This is a genomic window from Micromonospora aridisoli (assembly GCF_056150025.1).
The window spans coordinates 160,969-180,952 of record NZ_JAXCFK010000008.1 but is presented as its reverse complement, the minus strand read 5'-3'; the positions used below and the strand labels follow the sequence as shown (position 1 = coordinate 180,952).

General features: G+C 72.2%; 15 protein-coding genes and 1 pseudogene. 13 read left to right on the top strand and 3 right to left on the bottom strand.

Annotated features, from left to right (window positions below; genetic code table 11):
- The first annotated feature begins 7 nt into the window (after window positions 1-7).
- From SM447_RS18560 to SM447_RS18530, 7 genes are all read left to right on the top strand, one after another.
- Window positions 8-1,357, top strand: coding sequence for an extracellular solute-binding protein (locus SM447_RS18560; protein ID WP_474574077.1), 1,350 nt, complete (start codon window positions 8-10; stop codon window positions 1,355-1,357).
- Window positions 1,358-1,365: 8 nt separating this feature from the next.
- Window positions 1,366-2,313, top strand: coding sequence for a carbohydrate ABC transporter permease (locus SM447_RS18555; protein ID WP_474574076.1), 948 nt, complete (start codon window positions 1,366-1,368; stop codon window positions 2,311-2,313).
- Between the two features lie 70 nt (window positions 2,314-2,383).
- On the top strand, window positions 2,384-3,298 hold the full coding sequence (locus tag SM447_RS18550) for a carbohydrate ABC transporter permease (protein ID WP_474574075.1): 915 nt from the start codon (window positions 2,384-2,386) through the stop codon (window positions 3,296-3,298).
- On the top strand, window positions 3,295-4,110 hold the full coding sequence (locus tag SM447_RS18545) for a methyltransferase domain-containing protein (RefSeq protein ID WP_474574074.1): 816 nt from the start codon (window positions 3,295-3,297) through the stop codon (window positions 4,108-4,110). The genes SM447_RS18550 and SM447_RS18545 overlap by 4 nt, the downstream gene beginning before the upstream one ends.
- Window positions 4,107-5,279, top strand: a complete 1,173-nt coding sequence (locus SM447_RS18540; RefSeq protein WP_474574073.1) for an alkaline phosphatase family protein — start codon at window positions 4,107-4,109, stop codon at window positions 5,277-5,279. The genes SM447_RS18545 and SM447_RS18540 overlap by 4 nt, the downstream gene beginning before the upstream one ends.
- Window positions 5,280-5,317: 38 nt before the next feature.
- Entirely contained in the window at window positions 5,318-6,577 is a 1,260-nt protein-coding gene (locus tag SM447_RS18535; RefSeq protein WP_474574072.1) for a DNA polymerase IV, read from the top strand.
- 115 nt (window positions 6,578-6,692) lie between these two features.
- Entirely contained in the window at window positions 6,693-7,088 is a 396-nt protein-coding gene (locus tag SM447_RS18530; protein WP_099850992.1) for a DUF3040 domain-containing protein, read from the top strand.
- A 301-nt stretch (window positions 7,089-7,389) separates the two neighbouring features.
- Here the strand turns inward: SM447_RS18530 and SM447_RS18525 are convergent, their stop codons facing one another.
- From SM447_RS18525 to SM447_RS18515, 3 genes are read right to left on the bottom strand one after another with little or no spacing between them, the layout of a single operon-like run.
- Complete coding sequence (locus SM447_RS18525) at window positions 7,390-9,864, bottom strand: transglutaminase TgpA family protein (RefSeq protein WP_474574071.1); 2,475 nt, start codon at window positions 9,862-9,864, stop codon at window positions 7,390-7,392.
- A 16-nt stretch (window positions 9,865-9,880) separates the two neighbouring features.
- The gene (locus SM447_RS18520) at window positions 9,881-11,179 is read right to left on the bottom strand and encodes a DUF58 domain-containing protein (protein ID WP_474574070.1); all 1,299 of its coding nucleotides are present in this window, start codon (window positions 11,177-11,179) and stop codon (window positions 9,881-9,883) included.
- A gap of 1 nt (window position 11,180) precedes the next feature.
- On the bottom strand, window positions 11,181-12,233 hold the full coding sequence (locus SM447_RS18515) for an AAA family ATPase (protein ID WP_474574069.1): 1,053 nt from the start codon (window positions 12,231-12,233) through the stop codon (window positions 11,181-11,183).
- Between the two features lie 249 nt (window positions 12,234-12,482).
- On the opposite strand from SM447_RS18515, the gene SM447_RS18510 reads away from it, so the two are divergent.
- The 6 genes and pseudogenes from SM447_RS18510 to SM447_RS18485 all read left to right on the top strand — a co-directional run.
- Window positions 12,483-14,117 (top strand): L-lactate permease, encoded by a 1,635-nt coding sequence (locus SM447_RS18510; protein WP_474574068.1) that lies wholly within the window; start codon window positions 12,483-12,485, stop codon window positions 14,115-14,117.
- 18 nt (window positions 14,118-14,135) lie between these two features.
- Entirely contained in the window at window positions 14,136-14,315 is a 180-nt protein-coding gene (locus SM447_RS18505; protein ID WP_474574067.1) for a hypothetical protein, read from the top strand.
- Window positions 14,305-15,135, top strand: coding sequence for a cysteine hydrolase family protein (locus SM447_RS18500; RefSeq protein WP_474574066.1), 831 nt, complete (start codon window positions 14,305-14,307; stop codon window positions 15,133-15,135). Before SM447_RS18505 ends, SM447_RS18500 begins: the two co-directional genes overlap by 11 nt.
- Entirely contained in the window at window positions 15,132-16,790 is a 1,659-nt protein-coding gene (gene ggt / locus SM447_RS18495) for a gamma-glutamyltransferase (RefSeq protein ID WP_474574065.1), read from the top strand. The genes SM447_RS18500 and ggt overlap by 4 nt, the downstream gene beginning before the upstream one ends.
- A gap of 6 nt (window positions 16,791-16,796) precedes the next feature.
- The gene (gene mbhE / locus SM447_RS18490; RefSeq protein ID WP_474574064.1) at window positions 16,797-19,550 is read left to right on the top strand and encodes a hydrogen gas-evolving membrane-bound hydrogenase subunit E; all 2,754 of its coding nucleotides are present in this window, start codon (window positions 16,797-16,799) and stop codon (window positions 19,548-19,550) included.
- Window positions 19,547-19,870 (top strand): annotated as a pseudogene (locus SM447_RS18485) (sodium:proton antiporter); the annotation flags it as partial. The gene mbhE and the pseudogene SM447_RS18485, both read left to right, overlap by 4 nt.
- Window positions 19,871-19,984: the final 114 nt, after the last annotated feature.

The window sequence follows — 19,984 nt, the reverse complement described above, 5'->3', positions numbered from 1 at the left end:
GGGTGCCATGTCACGCACATTGCGGATGACCGCGGTCACCGCGGCGCTGGCCCTGGCGGCCAGCGGTTGCGGAGGAGTGGGCGGCGGCGGTGACGGTGGCGGTGGGACCGCCACCGAGGGCGCGCTGAGCACGATGGGTTTCGGTCTCTCCGACGAGATCGCCACCACCCGGGTGGATGCCTTCCGACAGGACCACCCGAACGTCGACCTGAGAATCGCCGAAGGTGCCTTCGACGAGCAGCAGTTCCTGTCGGCGGTGGCCTCGGGCAACCCACCCGATCTGGTCTACATGGACCGCAAACTCGTCGGCACGTACGCGACCCGCGGCTCCATCCAACCGCTCACCGACTGCGTCGAGGACCAGGACATCGACCTGGGGCAGTACCGTCCGGCCGCCCGCGAGCAGGTCACCCTCGACGGTGTCGTCTACGGCATCCCCGAGTTCTCCACCGTCCGGGTGCTCTACCTCAACGAGGCGGTGCTCCGTCAGGCGGGGGTCACCCCCGAACAGGTCGAGCTCGCCGACTGGACCGCCCTGGCCACGGTCAGCGACAAGCTGGCGCGGGTCTCCGGCGGCCGGCTGTCCCGCATCGGCGTCGACCCCAAGATCCCCGAGTTCCTGCCGATGTGGGCCAAGGCGAACGGCGTCGACATGATCTCCGCCGACGGCCGGACCGCCCGACTGGACGACCCGAAGGTGGTCGAGGCGCTGACCACCACCGTGGGGTTGGTCCGGGAGCAGGGCGGCTGGGGCAGATTCAAGTCCTTCCGGGACACCTTCGACTTCTTCGGGGCGCAGAATCCCCTCACCGAGGAGCAGATCGCGGCCTGGCCGATGGAGGAGTGGTTCCTCAACCAGGCGGCCAAGAACAGCCCGGACGCGGAACTGATCGTCAAGCCCTTCGTCGACCGGCAGGGCAACCCGCTCACGATGTCCTCCGGGCAGGCCTGGGTCGTCACCAAGGGCGCGAAGAACCCGGACGCGGCCTGTGCCTTCGTCAAGCGGATGACCGCCACCGAAACGTGGTTGGCGGCGGCGAAGGCCCGTGCCGAGGCGCGTCGGGCGGAGGGTCAGCCGTTCACCGGGGTCTGGACCGGTAACGCCGAGGCCGACAGGCGCATCTTCGAGGAGCTCTACCAGCCGACCGGCAACCAGCGCTTCGACGATGCGGTCGAGGTCATCCGATCGGTGCAGGACGCCGCCTTCGCGTTGCCCGCCTCACCGGCCGGAGCCGAGTTCGACAAGGCGTGGACCGACGCCGTCAACCGGGTGCTCTCCGGCCAGACGGAACCGGGCGAGGCCCTCGCGAGAGCACAACGGGAGGCCACCGCCGCCCTCGAACGGGCGTCGAGGTAGGCCCACCGATGGCGGCGACCGTCATCACCACCACGGACCGGCGGCGCCGTACGCCGCTGGCCCGTCGGGAGGCACGGTGGGCGTACCTCTTCCTCGCGCCCTGGATCGTCGGGTTCCTGGTGTTCCAGGCGGGGCCGATGATCGCCAGCGCCTGGCTCAGCTTCACCGAGTACGACGTGATCAACGCCCCCCGGTACACCGGCCTGGACAACTACCGGCAGTTGATGGCCGATCCCACGGTGGCGCGCAGCCTGGGCAACACCGTGTACTACACGGCGTTGCACGTGCCGCTGTCGATGGCGCTTTCGCTGGGGCTGGCGTTGTTGCTCAAGCGGGTGGGCCGGTGGCAGGGCTTCTTCCGTACCGTCTTCTACCTGCCGGTGATGACCCCGGCGGTGGCCGTCGGCATTCTGTTCCTGCTCCTGCTCAACACGCAGGACGGCTTGATCAACCGGGCGTTGGCGCTGGTGGGGGTGCAGGGGCCGAGCTGGACCACCGACCCGTCCTGGGTGATGCCCGGCATCGTTCTGATGAGTCTGTGGAGCCTCGGGTCGACGGTGATCATCTATCTGGCGGCGTTGCAGAACGTGCCGCGGGACCTGTACGAGGCGGCGGCGATCGACGGGGCCGGAGGCTGGGCCCGATTCCGGCACGTGACGTTGCCGATGATCTCGGGAGCGCTCTTCTTCACCCTCATCGTCAACACCATCGCGTCACTGCAGATGTTCACCGAGGTCTACACCATGTACTTCGGCAACCGGCAGACCCAGGGCAGCTTCAACAGCGACGCGGCCACCTTCTACGTCATCCACCTGTTCCAGGAGGCGTTCCAGTTCCTGCACATGGGGTTCGCCTCGGCGATGGCCTGGCTGCTCTTCGTGATCATCCTGTTGATCACGTTGGTGCAGGTGAAACTCAGCAACCGGTTCGTCTACTACGAGGGGGATGAGTCATGACGCGTGCCAGCGGCAACGGCGCGGTCAGCGCCGAGCACCCCCGACCGGGGAATCCAACAGGGGCACGGCGATGACCGCCGCGGTCGAACGGGCCGCCGTCGCGACGCCGGCCGAGCCGATGGTCGCCGCGCGGCCACCCGGCCCTGAAGCCGGCGCGGGGCCGTGGTGGCGGCGGGCGGTCTTCGTGACCCTGCTGGTGGCCGCGGCGGTGATCTTCACGCTGCCCTTCGTCTGGTTGATCAGCGCCTCACTGCGCCCCCGGGAGTACATCTTCGCTCCGGGCCTGCTGCCGACCCCCTTCACACCCGGCAACTACGCCGAGGCGTGGTCGGCCGTACCCCTGATGACCTGGTTGGGCAACAGCCTGGTGGTGGGCGTGGCCGCGGCGGCGGCGGTGACCATCTCCAGCGCCTGGGTCGCGTTCGGCTTCGCCTACTTCCGGTTCCCCGGCCGGGATCTGCTCTTCGGGCTGGTGCTGGCCACCATGATGCTGCCCTTCGCGGTGACCATGATCCCGACCTACCTGATCTGGTCGGAACTACGACTCACCGACACCCAGGTGCCGCTCTGGGCGGGCAACCTGTTCGGCTCGGCGTTCTACATCTTCCTGCTGCGCCAGTTCCTGCTCTCGCTGCCCCGGGAGTACTTCGAGGCGGCCCGGGTCGACGGCGCCAGCTACCCACAGCTGTTCTGGCGGCTGGCCTTCCCACTGATCCGTCCGGCCCTGCTGGTGGCGTTCGTCTTCGAGTTCAAGGCCAGTTGGACGGACCTGATGAAACCGTTGATCTACCTGCGCGACGAGCAGTTGTTCACCCTCCCGCGCGGGCTGAAGGTGGTCCTGGACCGCTTCGGCTACGGCGGTGAGCAGCAGTGGGAGGTCGTGCTGGCGGGCAGCGTGCTGGCCACCGTACCGATGCTGATCCTGTTCTTCCTCGCGCAGCGGCACTTCGTCGAGGGCATTGCCACCACCGGGCGCAAGGGATGATTCACGATGCTCCGCCACGCGGAGGGGGCTCGGCGGCCGACGTCGGCGTGACTAGGCTCGACCGGGTGGAACAGACCCCAGGCCCGGCCGGGCCGCCGCTCACCCCCCGTACCGCCGTGGTCTGGTCGGTGCTGCGCGCCGAGCTGGACCGCCGGCCGGCCGCCGAGCTGACCGTCTTGGACGTGGGGGGTGGCACCGGCGGCTTCGCCGTGCCGCTGGCCCGGGCCGGGCACCGGGTGACCGTGGTCGACGCCAGTCCCGACGCGCTCGCGGCGCTCAGTCGCCGGGCCACGGAGGCCGGGGTGGCCGACCGGGTACGCGCGGTGCAGGGCGACGGCGACGCGCTGGCCGGGCTGATCGAGCCGGCCAGCGTCGACCTGGTGCTCTGTCACGCCGTGCTGGAGGTCGTCGACGACCCGGCGCCGGTGGTGTCCGCGCTGGCCGGCGTGCTGCGACCGGGTGGCGCGGCGAGCGTGCTGGTCGCCGGGCGGGCCGCGGCGGTGCTCGGCCGAGCGATGAACGGCCACCTCGACGCGGCCGCGACGCTGGCCGCCGACCCGGCCGGCACCGCCGGTGCCCGGGACACGCTGCGTCGGCGCTTCGACGTCGAGGGCGCCGCCGCGCTGCTGGTCGCCGCCGGGCTCAACGTCGAGGAGATCCACGGCGTACGCGTCCTCGCCGACCTGCTTCCCGCGGCCGTGGCGGACGGTCAGGCCGCTGCCCTGGTCGAGCTGGAGCGGGCACTGGCCGCGCAACCGCCCTGGCGGGACGTCGCCGCCCAGCTGCACCTGTTCGCCCGCCGCCCGACATGAGCGGCGTGATCGGCCGGGCCCGGCCGCTGGAGATCGTCGCACCGGGATACGGCGGCGGCAGCCTCGCCGACGTGCTGCCCAGCGCCCTCGCGGTGCTCGGCGTCCCGGGCGCGGCCGATCCGCTCGGCCTCGCCGCCGAACTGCCCGAGGTGCGCCGGATCGCGGTGCTGCTGGTCGACGGCCTGGGTTGGTATCAGATCCCGACCGCCGCGCCGTACGCACCCACCCTGACCGGGCTGACCGCCGCGTCGGGCCGTCCCCTCACCTCGGGCTTTCCCTCCACCACCCCGACCAGCCTGGTCACCCTGGGCACCGGCGCGGCACCCGGCGCGCACGGGGTGCTCGGCTTCACCCTGCGTGTCCCGGGCACCGAGCGGGTGCTCAACCACATCGAGTGGCTCGCCGGCGACCCCGATCCGCTGCGCTGGCAGCCGGTCCCCACCCAGTTGGAGCGGGCCCGGACGGCGGGTGTGGCGGTGACCGTGGTGAGCCGGCCGGAGTTCGGTGGGACCGGCCTGACCCTGGCCGCGAACCGGGGCGGTGACTACCGGGGCGCGGCCGGGGTCGACGCGGTGGCCGCCACCACGCTGGCCGCGTTGACCGCCGGGCCGGGCCCGACCCTGGTCTCCGCGTACCACCCGGACGTCGACCGGCACGGTCACCTCAGCGGCGTCGACTCGCTGCCGTGGCGGGTGGCGGTGACCGAGTTGGACGGGCTGCTGGCCCGACTGGTGGACGGGCTGCCGCCCGACGCGGCGCTGCTGGTCACCGCCGACCACGGGCAGCTCGACATCCCCGAGGCGCACCGGTTCGACCTGGACACCGACCCCCGGCTGACCGACGGTGTGCGGGTGGTCGCGGGCGAGCCCCGGGTGCGCTACCTGCACGTCGCCCCGGGAGCCACCGCCGACGTGGTGGCGGCCTGGTCGGCCGTGCTCGGCACCGCCGCCCGGGTGCTGACCCGGGAGGAGGCGGTGGCCAGCGGCCGGTTCGGGCCGGTGCCCACCGACCATCTGGACCGCATCGGCGACGTCGTGGTGATCTGCAACGACACGTACGCCGTGCTGGCCAGTCGGTCGGAGCCGCCGATGGTGTCCCGGCTGGTGGCCTTCCACGGCGCGGACACGGCGACCGAGATGACCATTCCGCTGCTGGTGATCCGGGGTTGACCGGTCGGAATGTCACCCCGGCGGGCTAACCTGCGCGGGTGGGCCGCAGCCAGTCGTTGCCCCGGGGCGGCGATCCCCGGTTCGGGCCCGGCGCCGACGACGCCGGCTGTCCGATCCTGCACGTCGACATGGACGCGTTCTACGCCTCGGTGGAGGTTCGCCACCGACCCGAGCTGCGTGGCCGGGCCGTCGTGGTCGGCGGCATCGGCCCGCGCGGCGTGGTCAGTTCGGCCAGCTACGAGGCCCGGCGGTACGGCGTCCGCAGCGCCATGCCCACCATGCGGGCCCGTGCCCTCTGCCCGCACGCGGTCTTCCTCGCCCCCGACTTCACTCGCTACTCGGCGGCCTCGCGGGCGGTCATGCAGATCTTCCGGGACGTCACGCCGCTGGTCGAGCCGCTCTCCCTGGACGAGGCGTTCCTCGACGTCGCCGGTGCCCGCCGCCTGTTCGGTCCACCGGCGGCGATCGCCCGCCGCATCCGGGAACGGGTCGCCACCGAGCAGGGGCTGACCTGCTCGGTGGGGGTCGCGCCGAGCAAGTTCGTGGCCAAGCTCGGCTCGACCCGGGCCAAGCCCGACGGTCTGCTGGTGGTGCCCGCCGACCGGGTGCTCGACTTCCTCCACCCGCTGCCGGTCGCCGCGCTGTGGGGGGTCGGGGAGCGCTCCGAGCAGGCACTGTCACGGCTCGGTCTGCGTACGATCGGTGACCTCGCGCAGGCACCGCTCGGCATGTTGCGGACCGCGGTCGGCGAAGCGGCCGCCGCACACCTGCACGAGCTGTCCTGGGGGCGGGACCCGCGCCGGGTCACTCCGGAGCAGGCGGAGAAATCCATCGGCGCGGAGGTCACCTTCGACGTGGACGTCGACGACCCGGTCGAGATCCGGCGTACGCTGCTGGCCCTGGCGGAGAAGGTCGGTGCCCGGCTGCGAGCCAGCGGACAGGTGGGGCGGACGGTGTCGCTCAAGGTGCGTACCGCCGACTTCCGCACGGTGACCCGGGCGCGCACCCTGGACGTGCCCACCGACGTGGCCCGGGAGATGTTCGACACGTCGTGGGCGCTCTACACCGTGCTGGACCCGGGTGAGCGGATCCGCCTGCTCGGTGTGCGGGCGGAGGGGTTGACGGCGGCGGCCGAGACACCGCGGCAACTCGCCCTCGGGCAGCCGGAGCGGGGCTGGCGGGAGGCGGAGGTCGCCGCCGACGCCGCGGCTGCCCGTTTCGGGCGGTCCGTCATAGGTCCGGCCAGTCTTCTCACCAGGCGCGATCAGCGACGAAATGAAAATCCGGCCCGGCCGTAGGTCGTCCCGCTTTCCGACGCGCGAGGGCCCTCGTAGACTTGCGGGTAAGCAGCCGGTTGGCTGCCACGGTCTGTCGGTCCGACCGGACCGACCAACGTGACCGGGGAGGAGTGCCGTGCCGCTCTCGGAGCACGAGCAGCGGCTGTTCGAGCAGATCGAGCGGTCGCTTGCCGAGGACCCCAAGTTCGCCTCGGCCGTGCGCGCCAGCGATCCGCGCTTCCACGCGCGGCGTCGCCTGCTCGTCGCCGCCGGCGTGATCATCGCTGGCCTGGCGTTGCTGGTCTATGGCGCGGTGATCAAGACTCCGCCGTTGGCAGTGGCGGGATTCGTTGTCATGCTGGCCTCGGCGGCGTTCGCGGTGCAGTCGCACCGTCGGGCGCAGTCACCTGACCTGCATGTCGTCGGGGGCACGGCGAGTCGTCGCCGATCCCGAGGTCGTGCCGGCCGGCGGTCGGGTTTCCTCGACCGGATGGAGGACCGGTGGCGGCAGCGCCCGGAGGGCCATCGCTGAACCCATTGCGCTGCTGCTGACGAGGAGCATGTCCCCCCGGGCAAGCCGCCCGGGGGGTGAGTGGCGCTCGACCGGCCAGGGTGCCGTTCGAGCGCGTCGCGTTGCCTGTGCCCGCTGACCCACCAGCTGCCAGCCGGCCTGACCTGCGGGCGTGCAGCGGAGCCGAGCGCCTTCGCGTCGGCCGGTCCCTCCCCAGCCCTCATGGTCGACATGCAAACCGGGCCGGTCACCGTTGCGGTGACCGGCCCGTTCCGTCTCCTCAGCCCGTCGCCGGGTCCGCCCGGCGGGGCGACTCAGCAGGTCAGCGACCCGCCGCGCGACTGGCGATCAGCCGGCGCGGACTGAAGCGCAGCAGCCGCCGACGGACCTGGCCGCCGGAGTTGACCAGCCGCGACGAGTTGTCCGCGACGGCGGTGCGCCAGCGCTGCAGCACCGACGGCGGCAGCACGGTCGCCACCAACCGGGTCCGTCGGTCCGCCTGCTCGGCGAGCGCACCACGTACGGTCCGCAGGGCCGCCGGCAGTGGCTCGCCGGTCAACGGGTCCCGGGCATAGCGGGCCCGCTCCTCCGCCCGGCCGAGCAGGCGTACCGCCGAGCCGGCCTCGGTGTGCGCGGTCAGCCGCTCCCGGGCCAACCGTTCCGCCGTGGCCCGTGGGGTCTCCGTCCGGTCGACCCGGACCCGGTAGTCGACCAGCGTGTCGATCAACTCGTCCCAGGCGGCGTGCGCGTCGGCGCGCGCCCGGTCCGGATCGGTGGCGACGACCACGACCGGTTGGCCGGTCGCGTCCGGAGCGTCGTCCGGCGTGTCCACGGTACGCACCGCCGGTGCCGGCCGGCCCCGACGGCGACGCAGAGCGAGCCGGCGCAGCGCCGGCACGGCCAGCAGGACCAGCAGCCCGAGGACGCCGACGACGGCCAGCCACGGCCAGATCGGCGTCTGCCGCGCGGGAGTGTCGGAACCGACCGCCGCGCCCGGGTCCTCGCCCTCCTCGAACTGGTCCGGTCCCCGGTCCGGTCCGGCCGACGGGTCCGCCTCGTCGGGCGTGCCCGCGGTGCCGGTCTGCGGCGTGGTCTCCTCCGGGGCGTCGATGTCCGGCGCCCACGCCGAACGGGTCGAGCCCGGCACGCCGTAGGTCGGCGTGGCGTCGAAGGGCACCCAGCCGATCTGGTCGAAGTAGACCTCGGTCCAGGCGTGCAGGTTGCGGTTGGTCAGCGTGAGGGTGTCGTCGCTGCGTCGGCTGCCGTTGGTGAATCCGAAGGCGACCCGCGCCGGGATCCCCGCGTCGCGGACCATCCACGCCAGCGCCGCCGCGTACTGCTGGCAGTAGCCGACCTTGTTCTCCAGGAAGTCGAGGATCGCCTGGCCACTGGTGCCCTGTTCGGTGCTGAGCCGGTAGCTGAAGCCGTTGTCCTCGGAGAAGTAGTCGTAGATGGCGCGCACCTTGTCGTACTCGGTGCGCGCCCCCCGGGTCAGGTCCTCCACCAGCGCCCGCACCTCGGGCACGTCCGGCGTCACCGTCTGCTGGCGGCGCAACGGCAGGTCCGCCGGCAGCGGCTGGGCCCGGCGGAGCGCCTGCGGGGTGTACGAGGAGCGTACGTAGTCGAAGGAGTACTGCTTGCTCCGGGAGTTCTCCCGGTTGGAGAAGACGACCTGGAGGTTCGGGTCGTAGAACCAGTTGTTGCCGAGTTCGGCGAAGCCGACCGGCTCGGCGTACACCGGCAGCAGCGGCATGTTCAGGTCGCGGCTCACCTCCACGGTGGCCCGCTGCCGGGTCCGTTCCACGCCGGGCAGCGACCGCTCCGACGGATCGGGCAACTCGCCGGTGACCCGCCGACCGTTGGGCGAACGCACCCGGAAGCCGTCGTTACGCAGGTCGTCGGCGACACCGAAGCGCAGGTAGAACGGCTCCTTCTCGGTGGTGGTGACCTTCACCAGGTCGGTCACCTGGGACTGGTTGAGCTGTCCGCTGAGCGCGGCGAAGAGGTCGACCCGACCGGGGGCGCCCCCGAACCCGGGACCGATCCCGGAGCCGGCCCCCGAGTTCAGCGTGGTCATCAGCCCGGCGGTCATCCCCGGTACGGCCAGCGGCACCAGCACGGCCAGCGCCAGGCCCACCACCGCCAGTCGCCGGCCGGCGGCGGAGAGCGGGGAGGACTCCCACACGTCGACGTCGCGGCCGTCGCCGGTGAACCGCCGGCCGAACCGGCGTACCCGGTCCACGTTGTCGGTGACCAGCAGCCAGAGGAAGCCGGCGGCGCCGATCGCGAACGGCACCGGCGGGACGCTGTCCACGTAGACGGCCACCGGCACCGAGTAGATGGCCAGCATCGGCAGACCGGCCAGGGCGGGTCGGCGCAGCCCGACGCAGAGCACGTCCACCAGCACCGCCACCCCGCCGATGCCGAGCACGGTGATGAACAGCAGCGGATCGGTGTCCGGGACCTTCACCCCGTGGGAGCGCATGTCCTCGACCGAGTTGCCGAGCAGCTCCGCGAAGTGCCCGAAGGTGGCCGGGGTGGGCAGCACCGCCAGCAGTTCCGAACCGCTGGGAAACAGCCAGGTCAGGGCGAGCGTGAGGCCGCCGGCCATGGCCAGGATCTGCACCCACAGCGGGGTGCGCCCGAGCCGGGCCAGCGCCGCGGCGGCCGCCACCGCGGCCACCGCGATGACCGCCTGGACCAACCACGTCCAGCGTTCGAAGATGGCCGACAGCGGTGCCGCCGCGAGCAGCGTCGCGCCGGCGGCCACCAGGCCCAGGTTCCGATGGGCGATCATGAGGGGGACCTTCCGTTCATCGCACGCCACCCGCCACGGTCTCGGCCATCGCCGCCCGCAGCGCGAACCCCTGCGAGCCCCGCCCGGCCTGCGGCCAGAGCGCCGGCAGCCGGCCGCCGTGGTCGACGCCGATCACCCGCCAGCCGGACTGCAGCAGCGCCAGCGCGGCGGTGTCGTGCGCCTGGTCTGCTTCGGCCCGCGCGTGTGTCGGCAGGTTGAGCCAGGCGGAGCTGTCCAACAGGAAGCAGACACAGGTGGCGCCGTTGGCCCGCAGCCCCGCCAGCAGTTCCGCCTCGGCGGTGCTCAGCGACCCGAACAGACCGATGATCAGCCCACCGTCGGCGCGCTGCCGGACATGCTGCACCAGAGTGGTGATCTCGACCCGTTGGTCCAGCCGGACCTCCGCGAGCTGGTCGAGCAGCAGCCCGTCGCCGGCGCCCTCGCTGGCGTCGACGTCCGCGCCCGCCCCGGTGACCAGGCGCAGTTTGTAGCCGGCCTGGCGCAGGTGCACGGCGATACTGGCGGCGGCCGAGACCGCCCACTCGAAGCTGGCCGTCGGGCCGTCGCCCTGATGGCCGTACGCCCGGGTGTCCAGCAGCACCGTCGCCCGGCTCTCCCAGGGCTGCTCCTCCCGCCGCACCATCAGCTCGCCGGTGCGCGCGGTCGACTTCCAGTGCACCCGACGCAGGTCGTCACCGCGGCGGTACTCCCGGGTGGCCGCGTCGTCCTCGCCGTGCACCGCCACCGAGCGGGCCCGGCTCTCGCCGCTGCCGGCGTACTCACCCGGCAGCCGCACCGACGGCAGCGGCACCACCTGCGGGACGACCGTGAGGCGGTCGGTGCCGGGGAAGGCGCGACTGAGTTCGCACAGCCCGAAGGGATCGGTCATCCGCACCACCAGCGGCCCCACCTCGTACCGGCCGCGCACGTCGGCGCGCACCGTGTAGGCCACCGAACTGGCCTGGTGCGCGCCGAGACGTTCCAGCACCACCCGGGGCCGGCTGCCGAGGGCGTACGGGAGTCGGTCCTCCAGCAGCAGGGTGCCGGTGGGCAGCCGGGACATGTTCTGCAGGCGCAGCACCACCCGGGCGGTCGCGCCGACCGGCACCCGGTGCGGCTCCAGCGACCGGTGGCAGGCGAGCTTGTACCGGCTGCGGCCGACGTAGAGCGCGGCGAGCAGCGGCAGGACGGCCAACAGCACGGCCACCCGCAGCAGGTCCTTCTCGCCGAGGATGCCGGCGGAGATGGCCGCCGCCACGGCGGCGGCCAGGAAGGAACGGCCGCGGGTGGTCAGCCCGCGCAGCCCGTCACGCACGTCACGGCCTCCGCGGCTCGAAGGTGGCCCGGCCGTTGCCGCTCGGTGGCCGGGTGTCGTACGGCGAACGCTTGCGGTCGTGCGGCAGCGGCAGCCGGTGCACCAGGTCGGCGACGATCGCGTCGGTGGTACGCCGGGCGAGCTGGGCGTCGGCGGTGGGGATGATCCGGTGCGCCAGCACCGGCACGGCGAGCACCTGGAGATCGTCGGGCAGGACGTAGTCGCGTCCGTCGAGGGCGGCGACCGCGCGGGCGGTGCGCAGCATCTGCAGCGTGCACCGGGGGGAGGCTCCCAGGCGCAGGTCGGGTGACTCGCGGGTCGCGGTGACCAGGTCGACCGCGTACTGCTTGACCGCGTCGGCGACATGCACCTGCCGGACGTGCCCGATCAGCCGGCGCACGGTGTCGGCGTCGGAGACGGGTCGCAGCCCGGAGAGCGGGTCGACCGCTCCGTGCCCGTCGAGCATGGCCAGCTCGGCGGTCGGGTCGGGATAGCCCATGGCGATGCGGGCGGTGAACCGGTCGCGTTGCGCCTCCGGCAGCGGGTAGGTGCCCTCCATCTCGATCGGGTTCTGGGTGGCGATCACCATGAACGGCGTCTGCAACTGGTAGGTCACCCCGTCGACGGTGACCTGTCGCTCCTCCATGCACTCCAGCAACGCCGACTGGGTCTTCGGCGAGGCCCGGTTGATCTCGTCGCCGACGACCAGGTTGGCGAAGACGGCACCCGGACGGAACTCGAAGTCGTGCGTCTCCTGGTTGTAGACGCTCACCCCGGTGACGTCGCTGGGCAGCAGGTCGGGCGTGAACTGGATGCGGCGTACCGAGCAGTCGATCGACCTCGCCAGGGCCTTGGCCAGCTTGGTCTTGCCGACGCCGGGCACGTCCTCGATGAGGAGGTGACCCTCGGCGAGCAGGACGGCCAGGGCCAGCCGCACGGTCGCGGTCTTGCCCTCGATGACCTGTTCGATGTTGGCCACGATCGCGTCACTCGCGGCGCGGAACTCGTCGTACGGCAGCAGACCGCCAACTTCGTCCCAGGTCTGTTGTGTCACGGGCCTCCTCCTCGTCGCCGTCACGGCAGCTCTCTACAAGAGCACCTGGCCCCGCCGTTTCGTTCGCGACGTGTGAGCCTCATGTGCCGCGGCAATCTCACTGGCCTCTCAGGCTAACCATGTTTGTCGCCAACGCCGACCGCCGCAGGTGTTTGAGCGCTTACGCAGCGATTTGTCATTCACGCAGCGCATGTCACCGGTTCTGCCGGGTAAGGGAGCCGGAACCCACCATCGGCGGACAGGAGGGACATGCCGGAGACAACCCTGCCGATCAACCTTGGAACGTGGTTGCTGGCGATCAGTCCGATCCTCCTGCTCCTGGTGCTGCTCGCGGTGCTGCGCTGGAAGGCGCCGCAGGCCGGGCCGGTGGGCATGTTCCTCGCCATCGCGGTCGCGCTGCTGTTCTTCCGTACGCCGTGGGAGTCGGTCGCGGTCGGCGCGGGCAAGGGCGTCTGGGACGCGGTGTTCATCCTGCTGGTGATCTGGCCGGCGCTGCTGCTGTACCGGATCGGCACCGCTGCCGGCGCCTTCGACGCCCTGCGTCGGGGACTGTCCCGGTACAGCCGTAACCATGTCTTCCTGGTGCTCGCCTTCGGCTGGGTCTTCGCCTCCTTCATGCAGGGCATCGCCGGCTTCGGCGCACCGATCGCGATCGTGGCGCCGCTGCTGCTCGCGATCGGGGTGCGGGCGGTCTACGCCGTGGTCATCCCGCTGATCGGGCACGCCTGGGCGAACATGTTCGGCACCCTGGCGGTGGGCTGGCTGGCCACTCTCCAGGTGGTCGACGTCGAGGACGAGCTGACCACCACCCTGGTCACCGCGGCGCTGCTGGCCCCGGTGACCCTGATGGCGGGGGCGGCCATCGCGTGGATGGCCGGCAAGGGGCCGGCGCTGCGGCTGGCCTGGCCGTTCATTCTGATCATCTCCGCCATCCACGCCGGCCTCCAGTTCGTGATCATGTACTGGGAGCCGGTCCTGTCGACCTTCCTCGCCGCCACCGTGGCGCTCGTGGCGCTCTACCCGCTGTCGCGCTGGTCCCGCTACCGGGAGCCGGCCCGCGACGTGCCGGACCGTCCGGCGATGAAGGAGGAGAAGGCCGAGGAGGCGGCCGAGGACGACAACGAGGACGAGCGCGCGCCGACGATGAGCCTGTCCTGGGCGCTGCTGCCGTACGCGGTGCTCACCGCCGTCGCGGTGTTCACCCTCGCCGTCCCGCCGGTGGAGGCGGCGCTGGACCGCATCGAGTTCGGCTTCCCCTTCCCCGAGGTCAGCACGGGTTACGACGTGGCCACCGAGGCGGAGCAGCCCTACTCCGCCATCGCCCCGTTCACCCATCCGGGTTTCTCGCTGATCGTGGCGGTCCTGGTGACCTGGCTCGTCTTCCGAGCCAAGGGCTTCTTCGCCGCCCGGGCGGAGCGGCACGGACGGCAGCCGGTCTGGTCGAGCCTGGCGGCCGACGCCACGCCGGCCTCGGTGGCCATCCTGTCCTTCCTGATCCTGGCGGGCGTGATGGAGCACTCGGGGCAAACCGACGTGCTGGCCCAGGGCATCGAGCGGATCTCGCCACCCCTGCTGTACGCGTTCGCCGCCAACCTCATCGGACTGATCGGTGCCTTCATGACCTCCAGCAACACCGCCTCGAACGTGTTGTTCGGTCAGTTGCAGCAGGGCGTGGCGGCCGGCACCGGCCTGTCCGAGAGCGCGGTCATCGGCGCCCAGAGCGCCGGTGGAGCGATCGGCAACGCCATCGCCCCGGCCAACATCGTGCTCGGTACCGGCACCGCCGGCATCGTCGGCCAGGAGGGTGCGGTGCTGCGCAAGACGCTGCCGTGGACCCTCACCGCCGCCGTGGTGATCGGGCTGCTGACCCTGCTGTTCGTGTGACCCGGAAGGAGCGGAGAGATGACCGAACTGCGCTGGCTGCTGCTGGCGATGGTGCTGTTCCTGGCGGCCCTGCCCGCGTTGAGCCTGGGCACCGACGGCGAACTGCCGGCGCTGTGGTGGACCGGGCTGGCCCTGGTGGCCGTCGCGGGCGGGATCCCGGTCGTGCTGCGGTTCGCGCCGTCGGACGGTGAGGACTGACATGGCCGCGTACCGGGAGATCTACCGCGAGACCGGCGACGGTGGGGTGCAACTGGGCGCCAGCGCCGACCGCTGGTACCTGTACGAGGACCACGTCCATCTGGCGCCGCACCACACCGAGGGGGAGCTGGTCCGGTTCGACGCCGAACTGCTGCCGTTCGTCGACAACCTGGACCGGGGCGCGCTGGCCGTGGTGGACATGCAGAACGACTTCTGCGCACCGGGCGGCTGGACCGAACGCTCCGGGCTCGACCATGAGGCGTGCCGGGCCGCCATCCCGGGCGTGCAGCGGGCGATCGACGCCGCGCGGCGGCACGGCATGTTCGTCATCTGGATCTACTGGCACAACCGGCCGGACCTGCGCAACCTCGGCGCGCCGACGCTGCACTCGTTCAAGCACCGACTCGATCAGGTCGGGATCGGGGAGGAGTTGGACAACGGTCCGGTGCTCACCGCCGGGTCGTGGGGCGCGGAGATGGTCGACGAGCTGAAGGGCTACATGGCCGACGACGACATCCACGTCGAGAAGGTACGGATGAGCGGCTTCTACGGCACCCACCTCGACCAGGTCCTGCGTACCCAGGGCATTCAGACCCTCTACGTCTGCGGGGTCAACGCCGACCAGTGCGTCAGCACCACCCTGGAGGACGCCTACTTCCGCGACTACAACCCGGTGCTCATCGCCGACGCCACCGCCACCTCCAGTCCCGCCTACTGCAAGGACGCGGTGCTGTTCAACACCAAGCAGTGCTGGGGCTTCGTCACCACCACCGAGGCCTTCGCCAACCCGCAGCCGTACCAGCCGAAAGGGAGGACATGACCGCACCGCACGGACCCCGTACCGGCCGTCCGCCGACCCGCGCCGACCGCGGGATGGTCACCTCGCCGCACCACCTGGCCAGCGGTGCCGGCCTGGCGGTGCTGCGCGCCGGAGGCAGCGCGGTGGACGCCACGATCGCGGTCAACGCGTTGCTCTGCGTGGCATACCCGCACATGGCGGGTCTGGGCGGTGACGGCTTCTGGCTGCTGGCCGAGCCGGACGGCGCGGTGCACGCGCTGAACGCCTCCGGCCCCGCGGCCCAGGCGGCCACCCGTGACTACTACGGCGAGCGGGGCCACACCGACGAGGTGCCGTCGCGCGGCCCCCTGTCGGCGCTGACCGTGCCGGGCGCGGTGGACGGCTGGCGGCTGGCTCACGAGCGCTACGGCCGGCTCCCCTGGGCGAGCCTGTTCGACGACGCCATCCATTACGCGCGACACGGCATGCCGGTGGCCCGCTCGCTCGCCGACTGGCTGGTGGAGGATCTCGACCTGCTCGGCGCGGAGTCCTCGACCGCGCGGCTGTTCGCCCCGCAGGGGCGCGCGCGGCGTGAGGGGGAGCGGATCGCCCAGCCGGAACTGGCCCGTTCGCTGGAACTGATCGCTACGCAGGGCGCCCGCGCCGGCTTCTACGAGGGCGACCTCGGGCGGCGCTTCTGCGCCGGGATCGCCGAGCGGGGCTCGCCGCTGCACCCGGACGACCTGGCCGCCTACCAGGCCCACTGGGAGGAGCCGATCGCCACCGACTACCGGGGACACACCGTCTACGAGATGCCACCGAACACGCAGGGCTTCGCCGCCCTGCAGATCCTCAACCTGATCGAGGGCTACGACGTGGCCGCCTGGGGCGACGGCACCCCGGACTACTACCACCACCTGGCCGAGGCGGTGAAGCTGGCCTTCGCCGACCGCGACGAGTGGCTGACCGACCGGCACTGGGTGGACATTCCGGTCCCCGAACTGCTCGACAAGGCGTACGCGGCCCGGCGCCGGGAGCTGATCCGGCCGGACCGGGCGATGGTCATGGCCGACGTCGAACCGGGGATCCGCTTCGGGCCGGAGGCCCGCCGGCGGGCACCGGAGGGGGACACCTGCGCGTTCAGCGTCGTCGACGACCGCGGGCTGGTCGTCTCCGCCATCCAGTCGATCTACCACGACTTCGGCGCGGGGATCGTCTCCGCGGACACCGGGATCATCCCGCAGAACCGGGGCTCCTTCTTCTCCCTCGACGAGCGGCACCCCAACCGGATGGAGCCGGGGAAGCGCACCTTCCACACCCTCATTCCGGGGCTGGTCTGCCGCGACGGGCGGCCGTGGCTGGCCTTCGGGTCGATGGGTGGCGAGGGGCAGCCGCAGACCCACGCGGCACTGCTCACCCGCTTGATCGACTTCGGGTACGACGTGCAGCAGGCGATCGAGTCACCGCGGTGGCTGATGGGTCGGACGTGGGGCACCACGGCCCAGGACCTCTCCCTGGAGGGGCGCATCTCCGACGAGGTGGTGCGCGAGCTGCAACGCCGTGGCCAGCCGGTACGAATGCTGCCGAACTGGGACGACAACATGGGCCACGCCCAGGCGATCCGGATCGACGCCGAGCGGGGTCTGCTGGAGGCGGGTGCCGACCCACGTGGCGACGGCGCCGCGATTGGGTACTGAGGCGGCGTGATCCTCGCCGTCGTGCTCGCCTGGCAGGTCAGCCTGGCGGCCTGCGTACCGCTGCTGACCCGGCGCTTCGGCCGCGACGCCGGCTATCCGCTGGCCGCCGGTTATCTCGTCGCGGCGGCGCTGCTGCTCACCGGGCTGCCGGTGATCCTCGACGACCGGGAGGTCGCCGTGGCCTGGCAGTGGCTGCCCGGGCTGGAGGTCCACGCCGCACTGCGGATGGACGCGCTCGGTCTGGTGTTCGCGCTGCTCGCGCTCGGTGTCGGCGCGCTCATCATGGCCTACTGCCCGAGATACCTCAGCGGCGACGGGGCCGAGCACGATCGGGTCTACGTCACGATGACCCTCTTCGCCGCCGCGATGCTGGGCCTGGTGCTCGCCGACGACCTGCTGGTGCTCTTCGTCTTCTGGGAACTCACCTCGATCCTCTCCTTCGTGCTGATCGGGCAGGGCGGCCGGCCGGCGGCCACCGGACCCGCCGTGCAGGCGTTGCTGGTGACCGTCGCCGGAGGGCTCGCGCTGCTGACCGCGATCGTGCTGCTGGCGATGCACACCGGCACCACCAGCCTGGGCACCATCGTGGCCGAGCCGGAGCGGCTGAGTGGTGGACCGTTCTGGGTGGTCGGGACGCTGATCATCATCGCGGCGTTCACCAAGTCCGCGCAGCTGCCGTTCCACTTCTGGCTGCCCGGCGCGATGGTGGCGATCACTCCGGTGAGCGCCTACCTGCACGCGGCGACGATGGTCAAGGCCGGCATCTACCTGCTGATGCGCTTCTCGGCCGTGTTCTCCGGCTCGTGGGCGTGGGACACCACCTTGCTGACCGTCGGACTGCTCACCGCGGTCCTCGGCGGGCTGCTCGCGCTGCGCCAGTACGACCTCAAGGCGCTGCTGGCGTACTCCACGGTGAGCCAGCTCGGCCTGCTGGTCGGAGTGATCGGCGTCGGCACCCCGGCCGCCGACGCGGCGGCGATCCTCTACACCATCGCCCACGCCCTGTTCAAGGCGACGTTGTTCATGCTGGTCGGCATCATCGACCATCAGGCGGGCAGCCGTGACGTGCGCGAGTTGTCCGGACTGCACCGGGTGATGCCGGTGACGGTCTGGCTCACCGCGCTGGCGGCGATGTCGATGGCCGGACTGCCGCCCACCATCGGCTTCGTCGGCAAGGAGGCGATCTTCGAGTCCCTCGGCGAGGCCCACGGGGCCTGGTGGCTGGGCTGGTGCGCCGCCGGGCTCGGCGTGCTCGCCTCGGTGCTCACCTTCGCGTACGCGGCCCGTCTCGTGCACGGGATGGTGGAAGGCCCGACCCGGCAACGCCAGCTGCGCGAGCCGTCCCGGACGTTTCTCGCCCCGGCCGCGTTGGCCGCGGTGGCGGCGACCCTGCTCGGCCCGGCCGTGGCCGTGCTCAGCCCCCTGGTGGAACGGGCCGCCGAGAACGCTCGACCCGGGGGTACCCCGCCCTACCTGGCGTTCTGGCACGGCTTCACGCCGGCGTTGGGGCTGAGCGGCCTCACCGTGCTGCTGGGCGTGCTGATGTTCCTGGGCCGGGTCCGGGTGGACCGGTGGCTGCGGGCCGTACCCACCACGCCGCCCTTCGCCGAGTTGCTGGAACGTGGCCGGCAGGCGCTGCTGCGCGCGGGCACGCTCGTCGCCCGCACCGCGCACGCGCCGGGCCCGGCGCCCTACCTGGCCCGGCCGTTGCTGGCCGCGGTCGCGCTGGGGGCGGTCGCGGCGGTGACGCTGCCCGGCGTCCGGGCCGGCCTCGGCGACGGATCGGCCCAGCCGGGGGACTGGCTGATGCTGGGGCTGCTCGTGACGACCCTCGCCGGGCTGCTGGTGGTGCGTTCCGCGCTGGCGGCGATCGGACTGACCGGGGTGGTCGGACTGATCCTGTCCGCGTGGTTCCTGACCATCGGGGCTCCGGACGTCGCGCTGACCCTGATGCTGGTGGAGGTGCTGACGGCCGTGGTCGTGATGCTGGCCCTGAGACAGCAGCCGCGCCGGCTCACCCCCGTCGGGCGGCACTGGTCGGTGACGGGCGCGGCGCTGCTCGCGGTCGCCACCGGTGTCGCGGCGGCCGCGGGTACCGCCATGCTGACCGGCCGCGACCGGTTGTCCGAACCCGGCCGGTGGTACCTCGACCGGGCGGAGGAGCTGACCGGCGGTGCCAACGTCGTCAACACCATCCTGGTGGACTTCCGAGCCCTGGACACCCTCGGTGAGGCGGTGGTGCTCGCGGTGGTGGCGCTCGGGTTGGTCCGGCTCGCCGCGGGCCGCCCGGTCGATCCGGCCGCCGTCGAGCCCACCGGCGACGACGTGGTACTCGGCCTCGCCTACCGGGTGCTCGCCCCGGTGATGCTGTTCGCCTCGGCGGTGCTGTTCCTGCGCGGACACGAGGAGACCGGTGGCGGCTTCATCGGGGCGCTGCTGGCGGGTACCGCAGTCGGGCTCGGTCAGCTGGCCCATCCCGGCGGGGCGCCGGTGCTGAGCCGGGTCCGGTCGGTACCGCTGGTGGCGGCCGGGCTGCTGATCGCGATGGTCGCCGGGCTGGCGTCGCTCGCCGCCGGCGAGCCCCTGTTCACCCCGCTCACCCTCGCCACGCCGGGTCCGGTGCCGTCGCTGTCCACGGCACTGCTGTTCGACCTCGGGGTCTACCTGATGGTCCTGGCGCTGGTGGTGGCCGCCGTACGGCGGCTGGGCATACCGGCGGCGCAGCCGGCCGCCCGGGCTGACGCCGGAGGTGTCAGGTGAGCGCGCCGTTCGTCGTCGGGGTCCTGGTGACCGCGGGGGTGTTCCTGCTGCTGCGGCCGGGCCTGCTGCGCGTGGTGCTGGGCTTCGTGCTGCTCGGGCACGCGGTGAACGTGGTACTGCTCGCCGCCGGTGGGCTCGGGCGGCGGACCGCCGCGCTGGAGGAGGTGGGCCCCGACACCGCCGACCCGTTGCCGCAGGCGTTCGTGCTGACCGCCATCGTGATCACCTTCGGGATCACGGTGCACCTGCTCGGCCTGCTGCGGCCCGGTGCCGGCGGACCCGCCAGCGGTGGCGGTCCCGCCAACGAGGGCGACTCCGGCCACGGTGCTGGCCCCGCAGGCGACGTCGGGCGCGATGCGGACTCCGGTGGCGCCGACTCCGGCCACGGTGCCGACTCCGGCGGCACCAGCGACGTCGGTGCCGACGACACCGGC